Source organism: Micromonospora sp. NPDC047707, from assembly GCF_040704235.1.
Lineage (GTDB): Bacteria > Actinomycetota > Actinomycetes > Mycobacteriales > Micromonosporaceae > Micromonospora.
Window position 1 is genome coordinate 56,997 of record NZ_JBEYSU010000020.1, and the last position, 17,047, is coordinate 74,043.

Here is a 17,047-nt window from a genome sequence, read left to right on the forward strand (position 1 = left end):
ATGCGGCCGGGCGGGCGACGCCGCCGCTCAGGCGGGGCGGAGCCAGAGGACGCCGAGCGGAGGTACGCGGAGCGCCGCCGACGCCGGCATCCCGTGCCAGGGCACGTCCTCGGCGCGTACCTGTCCGAGGTTGCCCACGCCGGAGCCGCCGTAGTGGTGGGCGTCGGTGTTGACCACCTCTGCCCACGTCCCACCAGCGGGCAGGCCGACCCGGTACGCCTCCAGCGGCAGCGCGGAGAAGTTCGCCACGCAGACCAGCGTCGCGCCGTCCGGGGCGATCCGGACGAACGAGACGGTGTTGTTGGCGACGTCGTCCCCGGCGATCCAGCGGAACCCGGCGGGCTCGGTGTCCTGCGCCCACAGGGCGGGCGTGTCGCGGTAGACGCGGTTGAGGTCGCCGACCAGCCGCTGGACACCGGCCCGGCCCGGGTCGTTCAGCAGGTACCAGTCGAGGCCGCGCTCCTCGCTCCACTCCCGGTCGTCGGCCAGCTCGCACCCCATGAACAGCAACTGCTTGCCCGGGTGCGCCCACATGTACGCGAGCAGCGCCCGCACGTTCGCGAGCCGCTGCCACGTGTCGCCGGGCATCTTGCCGGCGAGCGAGCCCTTGCCGTGCACCACCTCGTCGTGGCTGATCGGCAGCACGTAGTTCTCGCTCCAGGCGTACGCGAGGGAGAACGTGAGCTGATGGTGGTGGTGCTGCCGGTAGATCGGGTCCTTCGAGGTGTAGAGCAGCGTGTCGTGCATCCAGCCCATGTTCCACTTGAACCCGAAGCCGAGCCCGCCGTCGTCGGTGGACCGGGTGACGCCGGGCCAGGCCGTCGACTCCTCGGCGATCATCACCACGCCGGGGTGGTGCCGGTAGACCGTCGCGTTCGTCTCCTGCATGAACGCGATCGCCTCCAGGTTCTCCCGGCCGCCGTACCGGTTCGGCACCCACTGACCCTCCTGGCGCGAGTAGTCCAGGTAGAGCATCGAGGCCACCGCGTCGACGCGGAGCCCGTCCACGTGGAACTCCTCGCACCAGTAGAGGGCGTTGGCCACGAGGAAGTTGCGCACCTCGCGGCGGCCGAAGTCGAAGACGTAGGTGCCCCAGTCGGGGTGTTCGCCCCGGCGCGGGTCGGGATGCTCGTACAGCGGGGTGCCGTCGAAGCGGGCGAGGGCCCACTCGTCGCGCGGGAAGTGCGCCGGCACCCAGTCGAGGATCACACCGATGCCGGCGCCGTGCAGGGTGTCGACGAGGTGGCGGAACTCGTCCGGGTCGCCGAACCGGGAGGTGGGCGCGTAGTAGCCGGTGACCTGGTAGCCCCACGAGCCGCCGAACGGGTGCTCCATCACCGGCAGGAACTCCACGTGCGTGAAGCCCAGCCCGGTCACGTACGCGGTCAGCTGCTCGGCCAGTTCCCGGTAGCCGAGGCCGGGCCGCCACGAGCCGAGGTGCACCTCGTAGACGCTCATCGGCTCCTGGTGGGGCGCCCGCCGGGCCCGCCGCTCAAGCCAGGCGGCGTCGTTCCACTCGTACGCCGAGTGGTGCACCACCGACGCGGTGGCCGGCGGCACCTCCGCGTACGCCGCAAGGGGGTCGGCCTTGTCCCGCCAGTGCCCGTCGGGCCCCAGGACGCGGTACTTGTACCGGGCGCCGACCCCGACCCCTGGCACGAAGACCTCCCACACGCCGCTGGAGCCGAGCGAGCGCATCGGCCAGCCGTCGTCCGGGGCCCAGCCGGTGAAGTCCCCGACGACCCGGACGCCGCGCGCGTTGGGCGCCCAGACGCTGAACGCCACGCCCTCGTCGAACACCCGGGCGCCGAGCGCCTCCCAGAGCCGCTCGTGCCGGCCTTCGCCGATCAGGTGCAGGTCCAGCTCGCCGAGGGTCGGCGGGTAACGGTACGGGTCGTCGTGCGGCCGCCCGTCGACCTCGACCCGGTAGTCGAGCACCTCACCGGGGACGACCGCCTCGAAGATCCCGGCGTCGTGGACCCGCTTCATCGGGTGCCGCTCCCCGTCGACGAGGACCGCGACGTCGCCGGCGCCGCGGCGCAACGTGCGGATCGTGGTGCGACCGTCGGTCGGGTGGGCCCCGAGCACCGCGTGCGGATCGTGGGTGTGGCCGGCGATCAGCTGGTCCATCGGGCTTCGTCCTTCGAGGTGGGGGCGGTGCCGCCGGAGAGGTCGTCGGGCACGGCCTCGACGGTGAGGTCGGCCGGCGCGGCGGCCGGCGGTGGGGCCGGCGCGGGCGGGACCGGGCGGCGCACGGTGAGCACGTGCGCGGGGTGCAGGTACGGGTCGAGCCGGACAGCGTTGCGTTGACCCCAGTCGTAGCTGGCCCCGGTCAGCTCGTCGTGCACGGTGAACCGCTCGTGCCAGTCGAAGCCCAGCGCGGGCATGTCCAGCGTGGTGTTGCCCCACTGCACGCCGTGCGAGTCGAAGGAGCAGACCATGATCACCGTGTTGCCGGTGTCCGCGTCGCGCTTGGACCAGCAGAGCAGCGCCGGGTTGTCGATGGCGTGGAACACCAGGTTGCGGAGCTGGTGCAGGGCCGGGTTGTCCCGTCGGATCCGGTTGAGGGTGGCGATGAACGGGGCGAGCGAACGCCCCTGCGCCTGCGCGCCGGCCCAGTCGCGGGGGCGCAGCTCGTACTTCTCGTTGTCCAGGTACTCCTCGGCGCCCGGACGGGCGACGTGCTCGAACAGCTCGTAACCGGCGTACATGCCCCAGGACGGGGAGAGCAGCGCGGCCAGCACCGCCCGGATCTTGAACATCGGCGGGCCGCCGTGCTGGAGCGACTCGTGCAGGATGTCCGGCGTGTTCGGCCAGAAGTTCGGTCGCATGTAGTCGACGGCCGCCACCAGCTCCTCGCAGTACGCGCGCATCTCGGCGGCCGACGTCCGCCAGGTGAAGTACGTGTACGACTGGGTGAAGCCGATCCTGCCGAGCCCGTGCATCATGGCCGGCCGGGTGAACGCCTCGGCGAGGAAGAGCACGTCCGGGTCGACCTTCTTGACCTCGGCGATCAGCCAGTGCCAGAAGTTCACCGGCTTGGTGTGCGGGTTGTCGACCCGGAAGACCTTCACGCCCTCGCCGACCCAGTGCAGCACCACCCGCAGGATCTCCGCGCGGATCCCCTCCGGGTCGTTGTCGAAGTTCAGCGGGTAGATGTCCTGGTACTTCTTCGGCGGGTTCTCCGCGTACGCGATCGTGCCGTCGGCGCGGGTGGTGAACCACTCCGGGTGCTCGGTGACCCACGGGTGGTCCGGCGCGCACTGCAACGCCAGGTCCATCGCCACCTCCAGGCCCGCCTCGGCGGCGGCCGCGACGAAGTCCCGGAAGTCCTCCGGCGTACCCAGGTCGGGGTGGATGGCGTCGTGGCCGCCCTCGGCGGCGCCGATGGCCCACGGCGAGCCCACGTCGTCCGGCCCGGCGACGAGCGTGTTGTTGCGGCCCTTGCGGTTGATCCGGCCGACCGGATGGATCGGCGGCAGGTACAGGATGTCGAAGCCCATCGCGGCGACACCCGGCAGGCGCTCGGCGGCGGTGGCGAACGTGCCGGAGCGGGCCGGCGTGTCGACGGTCGCCGGGATCGCGCCCTCCGAGCGGGGGAAGAACTCGTACCAGGCGGAGAAGAGCGCCCGCTTCCGGTCCACCCAGAGCCGGTACCCGTCGCCGGTGGTGACCAGCTCCCGTACCGGGTGCTCCCACAGCAGGTCGGCCAGCTCCAGCGCGGGACCCACCCGGCGGGGGAGCGGCAGCGCCGGATCGGCGAGCGTGGCGACCGCGCCGGCCACCCGCTTCCGGTCGCCCGCGGGCACCAGTTCGGCGGCGGCGGTGAGCACGCGGACGCCCTCGGCGAGGTCGTTGGCCAGGTCCTCGGGGCCCTGCCCGGCGGCGATCTTCTTGGTCACGGCGTTCTGCCACGTCAGGTACGGGTCGGCGAACGCCTCGACGGTGAACGTCCACTCGCCGACCGCGTCCGGCCGGATGCTGGCGTGCCACCGGTCCTGCCCCGGCTCGCCGGGGACCATCCGGGTGAACGGCCGGGCCTGCCCGTCCGGGCCGAGCCAGACCACGTTGCAGCCCAGCGCGTCGTGGCCCTCGCGGTAGGCGCGGGCCGACACCGGGACCAGCTCGCCGACGACCGCCTTGGCCGGGTAGCGGCCGCACGAGACGACGGGGGAGACGTCTTCGATCGGGAAGCGACCAGTCACCGCTCCAACCTACTGCGGAAGATCGCTTCGCGCTCGACCAAGCGCCACGGTCGGTGGCCCGCGCGGCCAGCGGCCGGCGCTGTCAAGAAGGGGCCCTTCCTCTACCGGAGGCGTTAACAGGGGGCCCTTCCTTACATCACCGACCGGTACACCTCCATGGTGCGGTGGGCGATGGTGTGCCAGGAGAAGTGCTCCACCGCGCGTCGCCGCCCGGCCCGGCCGAGCTCGGCGGCCCGCGCGGGGTCGGCCAGCAGCTCGTTGATCCGGGCCGCCAGGTCGGCGACGAACCGCTCCGGGTGCAGCGGCCGGCCGCTGCCGTCCCCGGCCTGTTCGATGGGTACCAGCAGGCCGGTCTCGCCGTCGGCGACGACCTCCGGGATGCCGCCGGTGGCCGTGGCCACCACCGCGGTTTCGCAGGCCATCGCCTCCAGGTTGACGATGCCCATCGGCTCGTAGACGGACGGGCACACGAAGACGGTCGCGTGGGTCAGCACCTGGATCACCTCGTGCTTGGGCAGCATCTCGGCGACCCACACCACGCCGGAGCGGGTGGCCCGCAGCTCGGCGGCCAGGCTCTCCACCTCGGCGGCGATCTCCGGGGTGTCCGGCGCGCCGGCCAGCAGCACGAGCTGGGTGTCGGCGGGCAGCTCGCGCGCGGCCCGCAGCAGGTACGGCAGGCCCTTCTGCCGGGTGATCCGCCCGACGTACACGACGCTGGGTCGGGACGGGTCGATCCCGAGCCGGTCGACGGCGTCGGTGCGCTGGTCCGGGGCGTACTGCGTGGTGTCGATGCCGTTGTGGACCACCTTCACCCGGTCCGGGTTCACCGCCGGGTACGCCATCAGCACGTCCTGCCGCATCCCCGCGCTCACCGCGATCACCGCGTCGGCCGCCTCCACCGCCGTCCGCTCGCACCACGAGGACAGCGTGTACCCGCCGCCGAGCTGCTCGGCCTTCCACGGGCGCAGCGGCTCCAGGCTGTGCGCGGTCACCACGTGCGGCACGCCGTGCAGCAGCTTCGCCGTGTGCCCGCCGAGGTTGGCGTACCAGGTGTGGCTGTGCACCACGTCGGTGCCGGCGCAGCCCGCCGCCATCTCCAGGTCCACGCCCATCGTCCGCAGCGCGGCGTTCGCGCCGGCCAGGCCGGGCGGTTCGGCGTACGCGGTGACCCCCGGTTCGGTGCGCGGCGCGCCGAAGCAGTGGACCCGGACGTCGGCGAGGGCGCGCAACTCGCGGGCCAGGTACTCGACGTGCACCCCGGCCCCGCCGTACACCTCGGGCGGGTACTCGCGGGTGAGCAGGTCGACGCGGAGCCGCGGGACGTCGGTCATGCCGGCACCCTAGTGCAGAAACCAGCGCCGCACCGGGTGCGGAACTGTGCGCGTACGAGTGGTGAAGTCGCGGCAGGGTCGCTAGCGTCGGGACATGGCTGCCAAGGTGCTCGCGATCGTCCTGGCGGGTGGGGAGGGCAAGCGCCTGATGCCGCTCACCACGGACCGGGCCAAGCCGGCCGTCCCGTTCGGCGGGATGTACCGCATGGTCGACTTCGTCCTCTCCAACCTGGCCAACGCCGGATTTCTCAAGATCGTGGTGCTGACCCAGTACAAGTCGCACTCGCTGGACCGGCACATCACCCAGACCTGGCGGATGTCGACCATGCTCGGCAACTACGTCACCCCGGTGCCGGCGCAGCAGCGCCGCGGCCCGTGGTGGTTCGCGGGCTCCGCCGACGCGATCTACCAGAGCTTCAACCTGATCAACGACGAGCAGCCCGACTACGTGATCGTCTTCGGCGCCGACCACATCTACCGGATGGACCCGCGGCAGATGGTGGAGGACCACATCGCCTCCGGCGCCGGGGTCACCGTGGCGGGCATCCGGCAGCCGCTGTCCATGGCCGACCAGTTCGGCGTCATAGAGGTCGGTGCGGACGGCCGGCGCATCCGGGCCTTCCGGGAGAAGCCCACCGACGCCGTGGGCCTGCCCGACGCGCCCGACCAGATCTACGCCTCGATGGGCAACTACGTCTTCACCACGAAGGCGCTCTGCGAGGCGGTGGAGCGCGACGCGGAGGACAAGACCAGCAAGCACGACATGGGCGGCAGCATCATCCCCATGCTCGTCGAGCGGGGCGAGGCGAACGTCTACGACTTCAAGGACAACGAGGTCCCGGGGAGCACCGACCGGGACCGCGGCTACTGGCGTGACGTGGGGACGCTCGACTCGTTCTACGACGCCCACATGGATCTGATCAACGTCCACCCGGTGTTCAACCTGTACAACTTCGACTGGCCGATCTACAGCCAGCAACCGCCCTTCCCGCCGGCGAAGTTCGTCCACCAGTGGGGCGAGCGGGTCGGCCGGGCGGTGGCGTCGATGGTCTCGCCGGGTGCGGTGATCTCCGGCTCCCTGGTGGAGAATTCGGTGATCTCGCCCAAGGTCAAGGTCCACTCCTGGGCGCACGTGGACGGTGCGGTGCTCATGGAGGGCGTCGAGATCGGCCGGCACGCCGTGATCCGCCGGGCCATCCTGGACAAGAACGTGTACGTGCCCGAGGGGTGCGAGATCGGCGTGGACCTGGAGAAGGACCGGCAGCGTTACACCGTCTCCGACAACGGCATCGTCGTCATCGGCAAGGGGCAGAAGGTGGAGCCGTGAGCACGCATCCCCGCGCGGGTCAGCCCGCCCAGCCGTCCGACCTGGTCGACGTGCCGGTGCTGGTCACCGCGTACTACGCGGAGCACCCCGACCCGGAGGACCCGGCGCAGCAGGTCTCCTTCGGCACGTCCGGGCACCGGGGCTCGTCGCTGCGCAACGCCTTCAACTCCGACCACATCCTCGCGGTCACCCAGGCGCTCTGCGACTATCGCCGCGAGCGCGGGCTGGACGGCCCGCTGTTCCTCGGCCGCGACACCCACGCGCTCTCCGCCCCGGCCACGGTCGACGCGCTGGAGGTGCTCGCCGCCAACGAGGTCACCGTGCTCGTCGACAGCCGGGACGGCTACACGCCCACCCCGGCCGTCTCGCACGCCATCCTCACCCACAACCGGGGGCGGACCAGCGGCCTCGCCGACGGCATCGTGATCACCCCGTCGCACAACCCGCCCGATGACGGCGGGTTCAAGTACAACCCGACCCACGGCGGGCCGGCCGACACCGACGTCACGAAGTGGATCCAGGACCGCGCGAACGCGATCCTCGCCGCCGGGCTCAAGGAGGTGCGCCGCATCCCGTACGCGCGGGCGCGCGCCGCCGACACCACCGGCTCGTACGACTTCCTCGCCCGCTACGTCGACGACCTGCCGGCGGCGCTCGACCTCGACGCGGTCCGGGCGGCCGGGGTGCGCATCGGCGCCGACCCGCTCGGCGGCGCCAGCGTCGCCTACTGGGGTGAGATCGCCGAGCGGCACCGCCTCGACCTCACCGTGGTCAATCCCACGGTCGACCCGACGTGGCGGTTCATGACCCTCGACGGTGACGGCAAGATCCGGATGGACTGCTCGTCGCCCAACGCGATGGCGTCGCTGATCGCTGCCCGCGCCGACTACCAGGTCTCCACCGGCAACGACGCCGACGCCGACCGGCACGGCGTCGTCACCCCCGACGGCGGCCTGATGAATCCGAACCACTACCTGGCGGTGGCCATCGCCCACCTGTTCCGCACCCGGGAGCAGTGGGGTCCGGCCGCCGCGGTCGGCAAGACCCTGGTGTCCTCGTCCATGATCGACCGGGTGGCGGCCGACCTGGGGCGCCCGTTGCTGGAGGTGCCGGTCGGCTTCAAGTGGTTCGTGCCCGGCCTGCTCGACGGCGCGGTCGGCTTCGGCGGCGAGGAGAGCGCGGGCGCGTCCTTCCTGCGGCGGGACGGCGGCACGTGGACCACCGACAAGGACGGCATCCTGCTCTGTCTCCTCGCGTCCGAGATCATCGCCACCACCGGCCGGACACCCAGCGAGCACTGGGCCGAGCTGGCCGGTCGTTTCGGCGCGCCCGCGTACGCCCGGATCGACGCCCCGGCCACCCGGGAGCAGAAGGCGGTGCTCGGCAGGCTGTCGCCGGATCAGGTGACGGCGACCGAGCTGGCCGGCGAGCCGATCACCGCCACGCTCACCACCGCACCCGGCAACGGCGCACCCATCGGCGGGCTCAAGGTCACCACCGAGAGCGGCTGGTTCGCGGCCCGCCCCTCCGGCACCGAGGACGTGTACAAGATCTACGCCGAGTCGTTCCAGGGCCCCGACCACCTGACCCGCATCCAGGAGGAGGCGAAGAACCTGGTCTCCGCGGTCCTCGCCAAGGCCTGACCGGGGTCAGCGGGGTGGGGGCAGTTCGCGGCGGTTCAGCTGGTCGCGGAGGTTGGCCGGGAGCAGTTCCCGGAGCTGTTCGGGGAGCAACGGCAGGTCCAGGAGGCTCAGCTTGAGCTGGTTGCGCTCCTGGTGGCGGCGTGGGTTGAAGCGGACCACCAGCCCGGCGTCGCGGCGGTAGGTCACCTCGACCGCGCCCTCGGTCGCCGCGTCCCGGATCACCAGACCGTCCACCTCCACCGCGACCGGCGCGGATCCCGGTGTCAGCTCCAGCCGGATCCGCTCGTCGGGAGAGAGGATCACCGAGCGGGAGATCCCCGCCATCGGCGCGGACGGCGTGACCACCACCGCGTCGCTCGCCGGGGAGACCAGCGGCCCGCCCGCCGCGTAGCTGTACGCGGTCGACCCGGTCGGCGTGCTCACCACCAGCGCGTCGCAGCGGTAGTAGCCGTACCGCTGGCCGTCCACCCCGAGGGTGGCGGTGACGAAACCCGAGCCCGGCTGCCGGACCAGCGCGACGTCGTTGAAGGCCACGAGGTCGTCGCCGCACACGTCACAGGCCAGGCAGCTGTGCCGCTCCACGACGAAGTCCTTGTTCGCCAGCCGCTCCAGCGCCGCCGGCAGGTCCGGTGGCTCCACCTCGACCAGGAAGCCGAGCCGGCCCAGGTGTACGCCGAGCACCGGCTTCGGGTCCCGGACCGCCGAGCGCAGCGCGCCGAGCATCGTGCCGTCCCCACCGATACTGATCAGCGCGTCGCAGACCGTCGCCACCTCGTCGGCGGGAAGCGGTTCCACGGTGGCGGGCACCCGGTGCCGGTCCTCGGACCGGACCGCCAGGGTCATCCGGTGCCGGGCCACCCAGTCGGCGATGATGCCGACCACCTCGGTGACGTCCCGGGTCGGGTGCAGCACCAGCCCGAGCCGGATCCGATCCATGGTCCCAGCTCACCACACTGTGGGCGGGCTCGGCGGCCGGAAACGGCAGGTGCGCCGGCGGTCCGGGTGGACCGCCGGCGCACCGGGGGAGGACCGTCAGCGGCGCGCCGCCCCCGTCAGGTGGGTCAGCGCCCGCTTCACCAGGTCGTCGCGGGCCGCCGGAGCCAGCCCTTCCAGGCCGAACCCGAGGTAGACGGTGTCGGCGGTGACCACCGCCGCGCCCTCCTCGAACGCCTGCTGGCTGCGCGCCCAGTCGGTGGCGTTGCCCGCCGAGCCGGGCGGCGGGCCGGCCACCGTCCAGCCGCCCAGGTCGGTCTCGAACGAGGTCTCGGCGACCGTCGCGCCGTCGACGACCACGCGCGTGTCGTCGAGGAAGACCCCCAGGCCCTGGGTGCCCCAGTCGGAGACGTACGAGATCGACACCTCGACCTTCTTGCCGGCGTACGCGGACAGGTCGGCCACGAACTCCTGCCAGCCGTTCGAAGCGCCGGTCGCGGCGTTCCAACTGCCGGTGGTGCCGGTCGGCGAGCAGTCCGCCCCCTGGTACCGGCCGAGCCACGGGTGCAGCTGCTCCACCCAGCCGGACGCGCAGCTCTCACCGGTGCCGGTGCCGGTCTTCCCGCCCGCGTCCGGCAGGGTCGTCCAGGCGTCGCTGCCCACCTCGTGCGCCTCGACGATCAGGTAGTCCCAGTTCGGCTCGATGTCGTACGAGGTGAAGAAGCGCAGCTCGGCGCTGCTGGCGCCGGTGAGGTCGATGGTGCGGGTGAGCCGTTTGTACGACTCGTCGGCCTGCCCGCTCCACAGGTACCAGTCACCGGTGCGCGGGTCGAACGGCGCGGCACCCGGCCGCTCCCAGCCGACCGGTGCCGAGCTGGCGAACTGCGGGAACTGGTCCCGCGGCAGGAAGCTCGACGTGGTCAGGAACGACGCCGTGTGGTCCTGGTTGGCCGCCGACCCGGGCGCGTTCAGCGTGCCGGCGAAACCGGCGAAGGCGTCGTCCTCGCCGGTCACCGCGTACGGGCCGTCGGCGCCGCTGCCCCCGTCGCTGACGTACGTGTACGCACCCAACCAGTACTGCTGGAAGTCGTTCAGCAGCGGCAGGCAGGTGGCGTCGTCCGGGTCGGTGCACTCCGCCGGCCCGTTCGGCTGGTACGCGTACTGGCCGTTGGCGGCCTGCGCGAACAGCGCGTACTTGCCGCTGAGCAGGAGCTTGCCGCCCTCGTTCAGGTAGTCCCGGACGGCCAGCTCGGTCTCCAGCGCCGACCGGGTCGTCGTCCCCGGCACCTGGCCCGGGGCCCGGGGGATCACGTCGTCACCGGTCTCCCACAGCACCGTCTCGTAGTGCGACAGCACGCCCAGCGGGTGCGGGGCCGCGCGGCCCATCGTGTCGAAGTCGTACACGTCGCTGGTGCGGCCCGCCGCGGTCAGCGCCGCGGCCATCTCGTCGGCGTACTTCGCGGTGGTGACGCCCTGGGCCGGGCTGAGCCCGGTGACGTCCTCCATCGCGAGCACCAAGACGTCGCCACCGATGTCGTCGTGCACCCGGTACGTGAACCGGTCGCTGGTGACCTTCCCGGCTCCCGGCTTGTTGCCGCTGAACCAGACCTCGACCCGGTCGCCCGGCCGGGTGCCGGCCACCGTGCCGCGCAGCTCCGCGTAGTAGTCGTCGTGCGTGTTGCCGTACCGTTCGCCGCCCTGCCACTCGCGCACGCTGACGGTCTTCGGCCGGCTGCCGTTGACCGTGTAGTGCATCCGCACGTTCTTCAGGGCGCGGCGGGTGATCGAGGCGACCTGCTGGCTCCGCCCGTACGACGTGTCGAAGTCGTCGACCACGAAGTCGGCGGTGCTGCGGCCGACCACCGACACCGGGTCGTCGGGGTCGTGCGCGGACTTCGCCACGGCGAGCGCGAACGGCAGGTTCTTCGCCACCTCGGCGGCGATCAGGTCCTCGTCGTCGGGGAAGATGAAGCTGCTGACGCAGTCCTCCGGGCGCCACTCGTCGTCCGGGTCGGAGGCGGCCGCCGCCTGGCAGGTCGACATCTCGGGGGTGAAGCCGAGGGTGCCGTAGCGGACCGTGGCGTGCGTGTCGGTGTCGCCGTTGGTGGTGTACAGCTCCGCCGAGATGTCCGGGTCGTAGCCGGGCACCGCCGGGTTGGCGTCGTCGCCGACCATCGCCTCGTAGATGACGTCGTCCGGGGTGGGCGTGCTCACCTGCCAGCCCACGCCGTAGAGCAGCAACTGGGCGGCGGAGTGGTAGTTGACGAGGAACTCGAAGCCGACCCGCCGGAACAGCTGGTCCAGCGCCTTGGTCTCAGGCTCCGAGTTCGGGCCCGGGCCGCGGTAGGTGTCGCCGTTCGGGTCGGGGGAGGAGCCCTCGTTGTCGTACCCCCACTTGTAGCTGAAGTTGCGGTTGAGGTCGACGCCGTCGGCGGTGGTGATCCGCCCGTCACCGTCGTTGTCCCGCAGGTTCTTGCGCCAGAGGCGGTTGCCGGGCGTGAAGGTGTGGTCGTAGCCGTCCGGGTTGGCGACCGGCACGAACCACAGCTCGGTGGTGTCCACCAGCCGGGTGATGTCGCGGTCGCTGCCGTAGTTGTCCAGCAGGTGGTGCATCAGGCGCCGGGTCATCTCCGGCGTGATCCACTCGCGGGCGTGCTGGGCGCTCGCGTAGAGCACCGCCGGCCGCTTGCCGTCACGGACCTTCTTCGCGTCCTTGGTGACCTTGACCGCGAGGATCGGCTTGCCCTGCACTGACCGGCCGATGGTCTCCACCTTGGTCAGTCGCGGGTACCGCGCGGCGGTGGCGGTGATCTCGTCCCGGATCCCGCCCGGCTCGCTGTAGGAGCGGAACGCCGACCAACCGGCCGCCGCCTGCTCGCGCAGCGCCTGCGAGGCGTCCTTGCCGCGTACCTTCTTGACCTCCAACTTCACGCCCTGGCCGGCCAGTCGTGCCGCCTGCCGCTTGCTGAGCACCGTCTCGATGCGGGTCTGCCCCGACCGGTCGGTCTCGGCGTGGTCGTGACCGAGGTCGACGCCGGCGTGACGCAGCTTCTCCAACTGCTCCGGGTTCACCGTGCCGACGTACACCTCCAGACCGTCGCGGCCGGCCGGGTCGGACGGCGGCCGCGCGCTTGCCGGTGCGGTCAGCGCGAGCGCGCCGACCAGAGTGAACACGCCGACGATCGCCAGCCGTGTGCGCCTCATTGCGCCTCCTGGTGTGGAAGGACCTGTGACGCGAGCTTTTCGATGGCGATGAGATATGTCAATGCCCTTAAGGGCACCGGCTTGCTTGCGGGCGCGTCATCGCGGCTGTCGAGGGCGCGTGACCTGACCGGACAGCCATCGTTGAGCCATCGTCGGCGGAGAACGGGGGACCGGAAATGATCCTGACGTTTTTACTGGTCCTCGGGTGGGCCATGATCCACTATTGGGTCGCCGTCCGCCGCTACGGGCTCCTCTCCCCGGACGGACTGTTCCTCGTGTCCCAGCTGGTGATGCTCTACGGCACGATCCAGTTGGTCGATCCCGCCTCCGAGGTTCAGGTCTTCTATGCGAAGCTGCTCGCGGCGGCGGTCGCCATTTACATCACCGCAAGCTTGTTCACCTACCTCGTTCTGGCGCACAACGAGGCGATCTCCGCCAAGGTCCGGACCTCCTACTCGGGCTACCGGGTGACCCTGGTACCGCCCACGGCAGCGATCCTGGCCGTCGTCGGCATCTCCATCCTTGTTACGGTGGTCTACTTCACGGCGGTCGGGTACAGCGCGTTCCTCGAAGGGCTACGCGGCCAGCTGAGTGGCGCACCCGCGGACATCGCGACACTCCGCCTGGAGTCGTACGCGGGCGACGCATACTTCTTCCCGGGGTACGTCAACCAGTTCAAGAACGTGATCTTACCCTCGTTGACGCTCATCCTGATCGTGTGGGCCTTCAACCGGCGTGGGACCTTCGCGAGGGTCGCCTCGCTGGTGCTCGGGGCGGTAGCTCTGCTCGCGCTGATGGCCACCGGTCAGCGTGGTGCGCTGGTGACGTTCCTGCTGACCTCGATGGTCTACACGTTCCTGCACCACCGTCGCCGGTTGCCGCGAGCGGCCCTGCTGATGCCGCTGGGCATCGGTCTGCCGCTCATGCTGCTGTCCACCTATGTGCTGGCCAGGGGTGACGGGAGTGCCGATAGTCCGCTGCGAACTGCGATCACCGACCTGGGCAGGCGCTTCCTGAACGACAACCAGGCGTCCGGCCTTGCGGCCTTTGTCTACACCGCCGACAGTCCGGTCCGCTATGGCGGGGAATGGTTGCAGGGACTCGCCGGCATCCTGCCGGGAAATCGTGGCAGCACCCTGAGCAACGAGGTCTTCGCCATCCTCTACGGATCGACCCGGGGAACGTCGCCACCCTCGCTGTGGGGCTCGGTCCATTACAACTTTGACACCGCAGGGCTGATCATTTTCGCGGCCCTTTTCGGTGTGCTGCTCCAGCTTCTGACGCAGCGGACCCTGCGCCGCGCTCACTACAACTCCCTGGAACTCGTCGGGTTCTCCGGCACCACCGCGGTTCTCGGCACGTGGATGGCGGGTGGCATCGAGGCTCCCCTCAACGTCGGCCTGGTCAGCTACCTCGCATTGTGGTATTGGGGCAGCCGGATCGGTCGTGGCTACCGGCGATCCGTCATTGTTCGCCGGCAACCCCGGCCGGCCGCCGCACTCGTCACGGTGCCGTCGGGTCTGTCCTATCGGGGGCAGCATGCGTCGCGGCATGCCGCCTTCCGGCAGATCTGACGAGGTGCGCCCGTCACCCGCTGTGCCGCCCGGCAGCAACCCACCGCGCATACGGCCCGCGCGCGGGCCAGCCGGCCTGGTGGGGACCATCCGCGATCGACTCGGTGGAAGCAAGCTGGGTGTACTCAGCATCGCGGCCGGAAGTGGCACCGGCCAGTTGCTCCTACTGCTCGCCGCACCGCTGCTGGCAAGACTCTACAGCCCTGCGGACTTCGGCGCCTTCGCCGTGCTCGCCACCCTGGCGGCGATAGTGGGGACAGTCGCCGCCGGGCGATTCGAGCTGGCGATCCCACTGCCGCAACGCGACCGCGATGCGCTCGCCCTGGTGACCCTCGGCCTCGTGACAACCCTGGTCACCGCATTGCTGGGGACTGTCGTCGTCGCCATGGTGCGGGAGGAGGCCGCTGCACTCTTCGGTCAGCCGGCGCTGCGGTCGTGGCTTTGGTTGACCCCGTGGACCGCCGCTGCCATGGGTGCCGTCCTGGTGCTGAACCAGTTCGCGATCCGGCACCGCCGGTACGTGGCGATCGGCCGGCGCAACCTCCTTCAGTCCGGCGCGATGCTGTTGACGCAGATCGGCGCCGGCGTGGCCGGCTTGAAGGCCGGGGGGATGGCGTTGGGGCTTGGGGCCGGTTATCTCGTCGGTGCCCTCAGCCTGGCCCGGGAGACCCGCCGGATCCGCCCTGGCGAGATCGCGGCGCGACGTTCGACGCTCTGGCGGACCGCGGTGCGTCACCGCCGTTTCCCGCTCCTCATGGGACCGTCCGGGCTCCTCAACGTCATCGGGTTGCAGGTACCGATTCTGCTCATCGCCTATCGCTACGGCGCGGAGGTGGCCGGCTGGCTCGGTCTGACACAACGGGTCCTCGCGCTGCCGGCGGCGCTTCTAGGCATGGCAGTAGCCCAGGTGTACCTCGCGGAGCTGTCGCGCACCGCACGTAGCGGTGACGGCCTACGCATCGAACGGCTGTTCCATCGAGCGAGCCGGCAACTGGCCGTCATCGCCGGTGTCGGGCTCGTGGTCGTCACCCTCGGTGCCCCGCCGGTCTTCGTCTGGCTCTTTGGGGCGCAGTGGGCGAACAGCGGGCTGTACGCACAGGCGCTGGCGGTTTACGCCGCGACGCAGCTCGTCGCATCACCGATGTCGCAGACCCTTGTCGTATTCGGTCGGCAGGGCCTGCAACTGGCTTGGGACGCGGGCCGCGTGCTGCTGGTAACGGGAGCGGTTTGCGCGGTGGCCATGTCCGACGGTTCGCCGCTGTTGGCGGTGTGGGCGTTCGGAATTTCGGCGGCGGCCTCGTACGTGGCCGGTTGGCTCCTCTCGCTGTGGACGGTCCGGCGCCACCGGGCTCAGCAAACGTTGTCTGCGATTCAGGTGTCGGAGTTAGCGCCGGCCCGGGCCGAGTGATGCTCTCGCCAGGTCATCGTCGATGTTCCGAATCGCAACGCATGAACGATTGCTTCGTTCAACCTGATGCCGGCTTACCTGCGCTATCGGGTCGATCTAGGTCGTTTCGCCGCATCAATGAATCGAGTTCTCATGGCAACCGACACGACACTTCTCCTCTTCGACATCTCCCCATACCGCCATTCCACCCGGACGCGGAAGATAGCCATGACCGTCGCGTCTGGTCTTCCAGGCATCGTGCGGGCCGTGACGCTGTCCCGAGCCGGGCGCTTCGGCGCGGCAGACGAGACGGGCCGCTCGTGGATCGACGGTGTCGACGTGGAGCATCTGCCGGTGCGTCGGATTGACGACCGGCGTCGACTCGTCGCGTCGGTACGCAATCTTGTCGGTGTTTACCTGCCCGGGGTGTGGCGACTCCGGCGCCGGGTCCTGGCGACGCCGGCCAAGACGGTGTTCGTCGGTCACATCTCCCTGTTCTGGATCGGGCTGGCGCACCGGCGGCGCTGGGGCAGCCACGTCGTCCTGAACGGACGGGAGCGCCCAGGCGGCATCCGCACCAAGGGCTCGCTGGCCACTTGGTTCTCCCGGGTGGAGCCGCAACTGCTCCGGCGGGTCGCACGCCAACGGGGCCTGACGGTGGTGGCAGTCTGCGAGAGCAACGCGGTCGCCTTCCGGAAGTTGGGCTTCGACGACGTGATGGTGGTGCGCAACGTCCCGCTCGCCTCGTTCGCGCCGGAGTTCGTTCCGCCTCCGTCCGGGCCAGAACTCGTCGTGGCCTGCGTGGGAACCCTCTATCCGGGACGCGGGCTCGAGGCGTTGATCGACGCCGTCGCCGACGCACGATCCGCCGGCGCACGGGTGCGGCTCGAGATAACCGGACCGGCGAGCGAGGACTACCGGCAGGCGCTCCGGAGCCGGATCGTCCGGCTCGGTGCGCAGTCCTACGTCTCCCTGGACGGCCCCTGCTCGGCGGCGGACGTGCCGAGCCGATATCAGCGCGCCCACGTGAGCACCGCTCTGTACCAACCGGTCGACCCGGCCAATGACGGACTCTCCAACAAGCTCTTCGAGGCAGTGGTGGCGGGCCGGCCGGTCATCGCAGGGAACCTGCCCGAGAATCGGGCACTGATCGAAAAGTATCGGGTTGGTTGGGCCGTCCCGGTAGAGCCAGCTCCGCTCAGCGAGCTCCTCGCCCGGCTGGCGGAGGACCTCACTGAGCTACGGGCGCTGGCGCGGCACTGCTTCGTGACCGGCCGGGCGGAGTTCGTCTGGGAGGCCGAGACCGCGCTTCTTCAGAAGCGGTTACTGGAGAACTTCCGCGGCGGAGCGGGCCAATCGGGGGCCACGGCAGAGAAGGGCCGAGGCCGCTGAGCCTCCGGGCGGCAGCTCAGCATCCTCGCGATGTTTAGGTAACTTTGTCTC

10 protein-coding genes are annotated in these 17,047 nt (G+C 70.7%); 5 read left to right on the forward strand and 5 right to left on the reverse strand.

The genetic code is table 11. The features are described 5' to 3' along the window. Window positions 1–27: 27 nt before the first annotated feature. The 3 genes from glgB to glgA all read right to left on the reverse strand — a co-directional run bounded on the left by glgB (window position 28) and on the right by glgA (window position 5,536). Window positions 28–2,130 carry a 1,4-alpha-glucan branching protein GlgB gene (glgB, locus tag AB0873_RS21055; protein WP_155332944.1) on the reverse strand — a complete coding sequence of 701 codons (2,103 nt, stop codon included), beginning with the start codon at window positions 2,128–2,130 and terminating at the stop codon, window positions 28–30. Beyond that, entirely contained in the window at window positions 2,118–4,205 is a 2,088-nt protein-coding gene (locus tag AB0873_RS21060; protein ID WP_366601472.1) for an alpha-1,4-glucan--maltose-1-phosphate maltosyltransferase, read from the reverse strand. Before AB0873_RS21060 ends, glgB begins: the two co-directional genes overlap by 13 nt. A 131-nt stretch (window positions 4,206–4,336) precedes the next feature. Next, window positions 4,337–5,536 carry a glycogen synthase gene (gene glgA, locus AB0873_RS21065; protein ID WP_366601474.1) on the reverse strand — a complete coding sequence of 400 codons (1,200 nt, stop codon included), beginning with the start codon at window positions 5,534–5,536 and terminating at the stop codon, window positions 4,337–4,339. Between the two features lie 94 nt (window positions 5,537–5,630). Here glgA and glgC point away from each other — a divergent pair, with 94 nt between their 5' ends. Continuing rightward, window positions 5,631–6,863, forward strand: a complete 1,233-nt coding sequence (gene glgC, locus AB0873_RS21070; RefSeq protein ID WP_366601476.1) for a glucose-1-phosphate adenylyltransferase — start codon at window positions 5,631–5,633, stop codon at window positions 6,861–6,863. Next, entirely contained in the window at window positions 6,860–8,506 is a 1,647-nt protein-coding gene (gene pgm, locus AB0873_RS21075) for a phosphoglucomutase (alpha-D-glucose-1,6-bisphosphate-dependent) (RefSeq protein WP_366601478.1), read from the forward strand. The genes glgC and pgm overlap by 4 nt, the downstream gene beginning before the upstream one ends. A 6-nt stretch (window positions 8,507–8,512) precedes the next feature. On the opposite strand, the gene AB0873_RS21080 is transcribed toward pgm, so the two are convergent. Together AB0873_RS21080 and AB0873_RS21085 are read right to left on the reverse strand one after the other, a co-directional pair. Then, window positions 8,513–9,442, reverse strand: coding sequence for an NAD(+)/NADH kinase (locus AB0873_RS21080; protein ID WP_155332939.1), 930 nt, complete (start codon window positions 9,440–9,442; stop codon window positions 8,513–8,515). A 96-nt stretch (window positions 9,443–9,538) separates the two neighbouring features. Continuing rightward, on the reverse strand, window positions 9,539–12,643 hold the full coding sequence (locus AB0873_RS21085) for a M14 family zinc carboxypeptidase (RefSeq protein WP_366601480.1): 3,105 nt from the start codon (window positions 12,641–12,643) through the stop codon (window positions 9,539–9,541). A gap of 176 nt (window positions 12,644–12,819) precedes the next feature. Here AB0873_RS21085 and AB0873_RS21090 point away from each other — a divergent pair, with 176 nt between their 5' ends. The 3 genes from AB0873_RS21090 to AB0873_RS21100 all read left to right on the forward strand — a co-directional run bounded on the left by AB0873_RS21090 (window position 12,820) and on the right by AB0873_RS21100 (window position 16,996). After that, window positions 12,820–14,217, forward strand: coding sequence for an oligosaccharide repeat unit polymerase (locus AB0873_RS21090; RefSeq protein ID WP_366601482.1), 1,398 nt, complete (start codon window positions 12,820–12,822; stop codon window positions 14,215–14,217). 79 nt (window positions 14,218–14,296) lie between these two features. After that, window positions 14,297–15,625, forward strand: coding sequence for an oligosaccharide flippase family protein (locus tag AB0873_RS21095; RefSeq protein ID WP_196255700.1), 1,329 nt, complete (start codon window positions 14,297–14,299; stop codon window positions 15,623–15,625). Window positions 15,626–15,757: 132 nt separating this feature from the next. Beyond that, window positions 15,758–16,996 (forward strand): glycosyltransferase, encoded by a 1,239-nt coding sequence (locus AB0873_RS21100; RefSeq protein WP_366601484.1) that lies wholly within the window; start codon window positions 15,758–15,760, stop codon window positions 16,994–16,996. Window positions 16,997–17,047 lie beyond the last annotated feature (51 nt).

Excerpts from the sequence above, each read along its gene's own strand:
- glgB (WP_155332944.1), bottom strand. The coding sequence starts at position 2,130 with ATGGACCAGCTGATCGCCGGCCACACCCACGATCCGCACGCGGTGCTC.
- glgA (WP_366601474.1), bottom strand. The coding sequence starts at position 5,536 with ATGACCGACGTCCCGCGGCTCCGCGTCGACCTGCTCACCCGCGAGTAC.
- glgC (WP_366601476.1), top strand. The coding sequence starts at position 5,631 with ATGGCTGCCAAGGTGCTCGCGATCGTCCTGGCGGGTGGGGAGGGCAAG.
- AB0873_RS21080 (WP_155332939.1), bottom strand. The coding sequence starts at position 9,442 with ATGGATCGGATCCGGCTCGGGCTGGTGCTGCACCCGACCCGGGACGTC.
- AB0873_RS21085 (WP_366601480.1), bottom strand. The coding sequence starts at position 12,643 with ATGAGGCGCACACGGCTGGCGATCGTCGGCGTGTTCACTCTGGTCGGC.
- AB0873_RS21090 (WP_366601482.1), top strand. The coding sequence starts at position 12,820 with ATGATCCTGACGTTTTTACTGGTCCTCGGGTGGGCCATGATCCACTAT.
- AB0873_RS21100 (WP_366601484.1), top strand. The coding sequence starts at position 15,758 with ATGGCAACCGACACGACACTTCTCCTCTTCGACATCTCCCCATACCGC.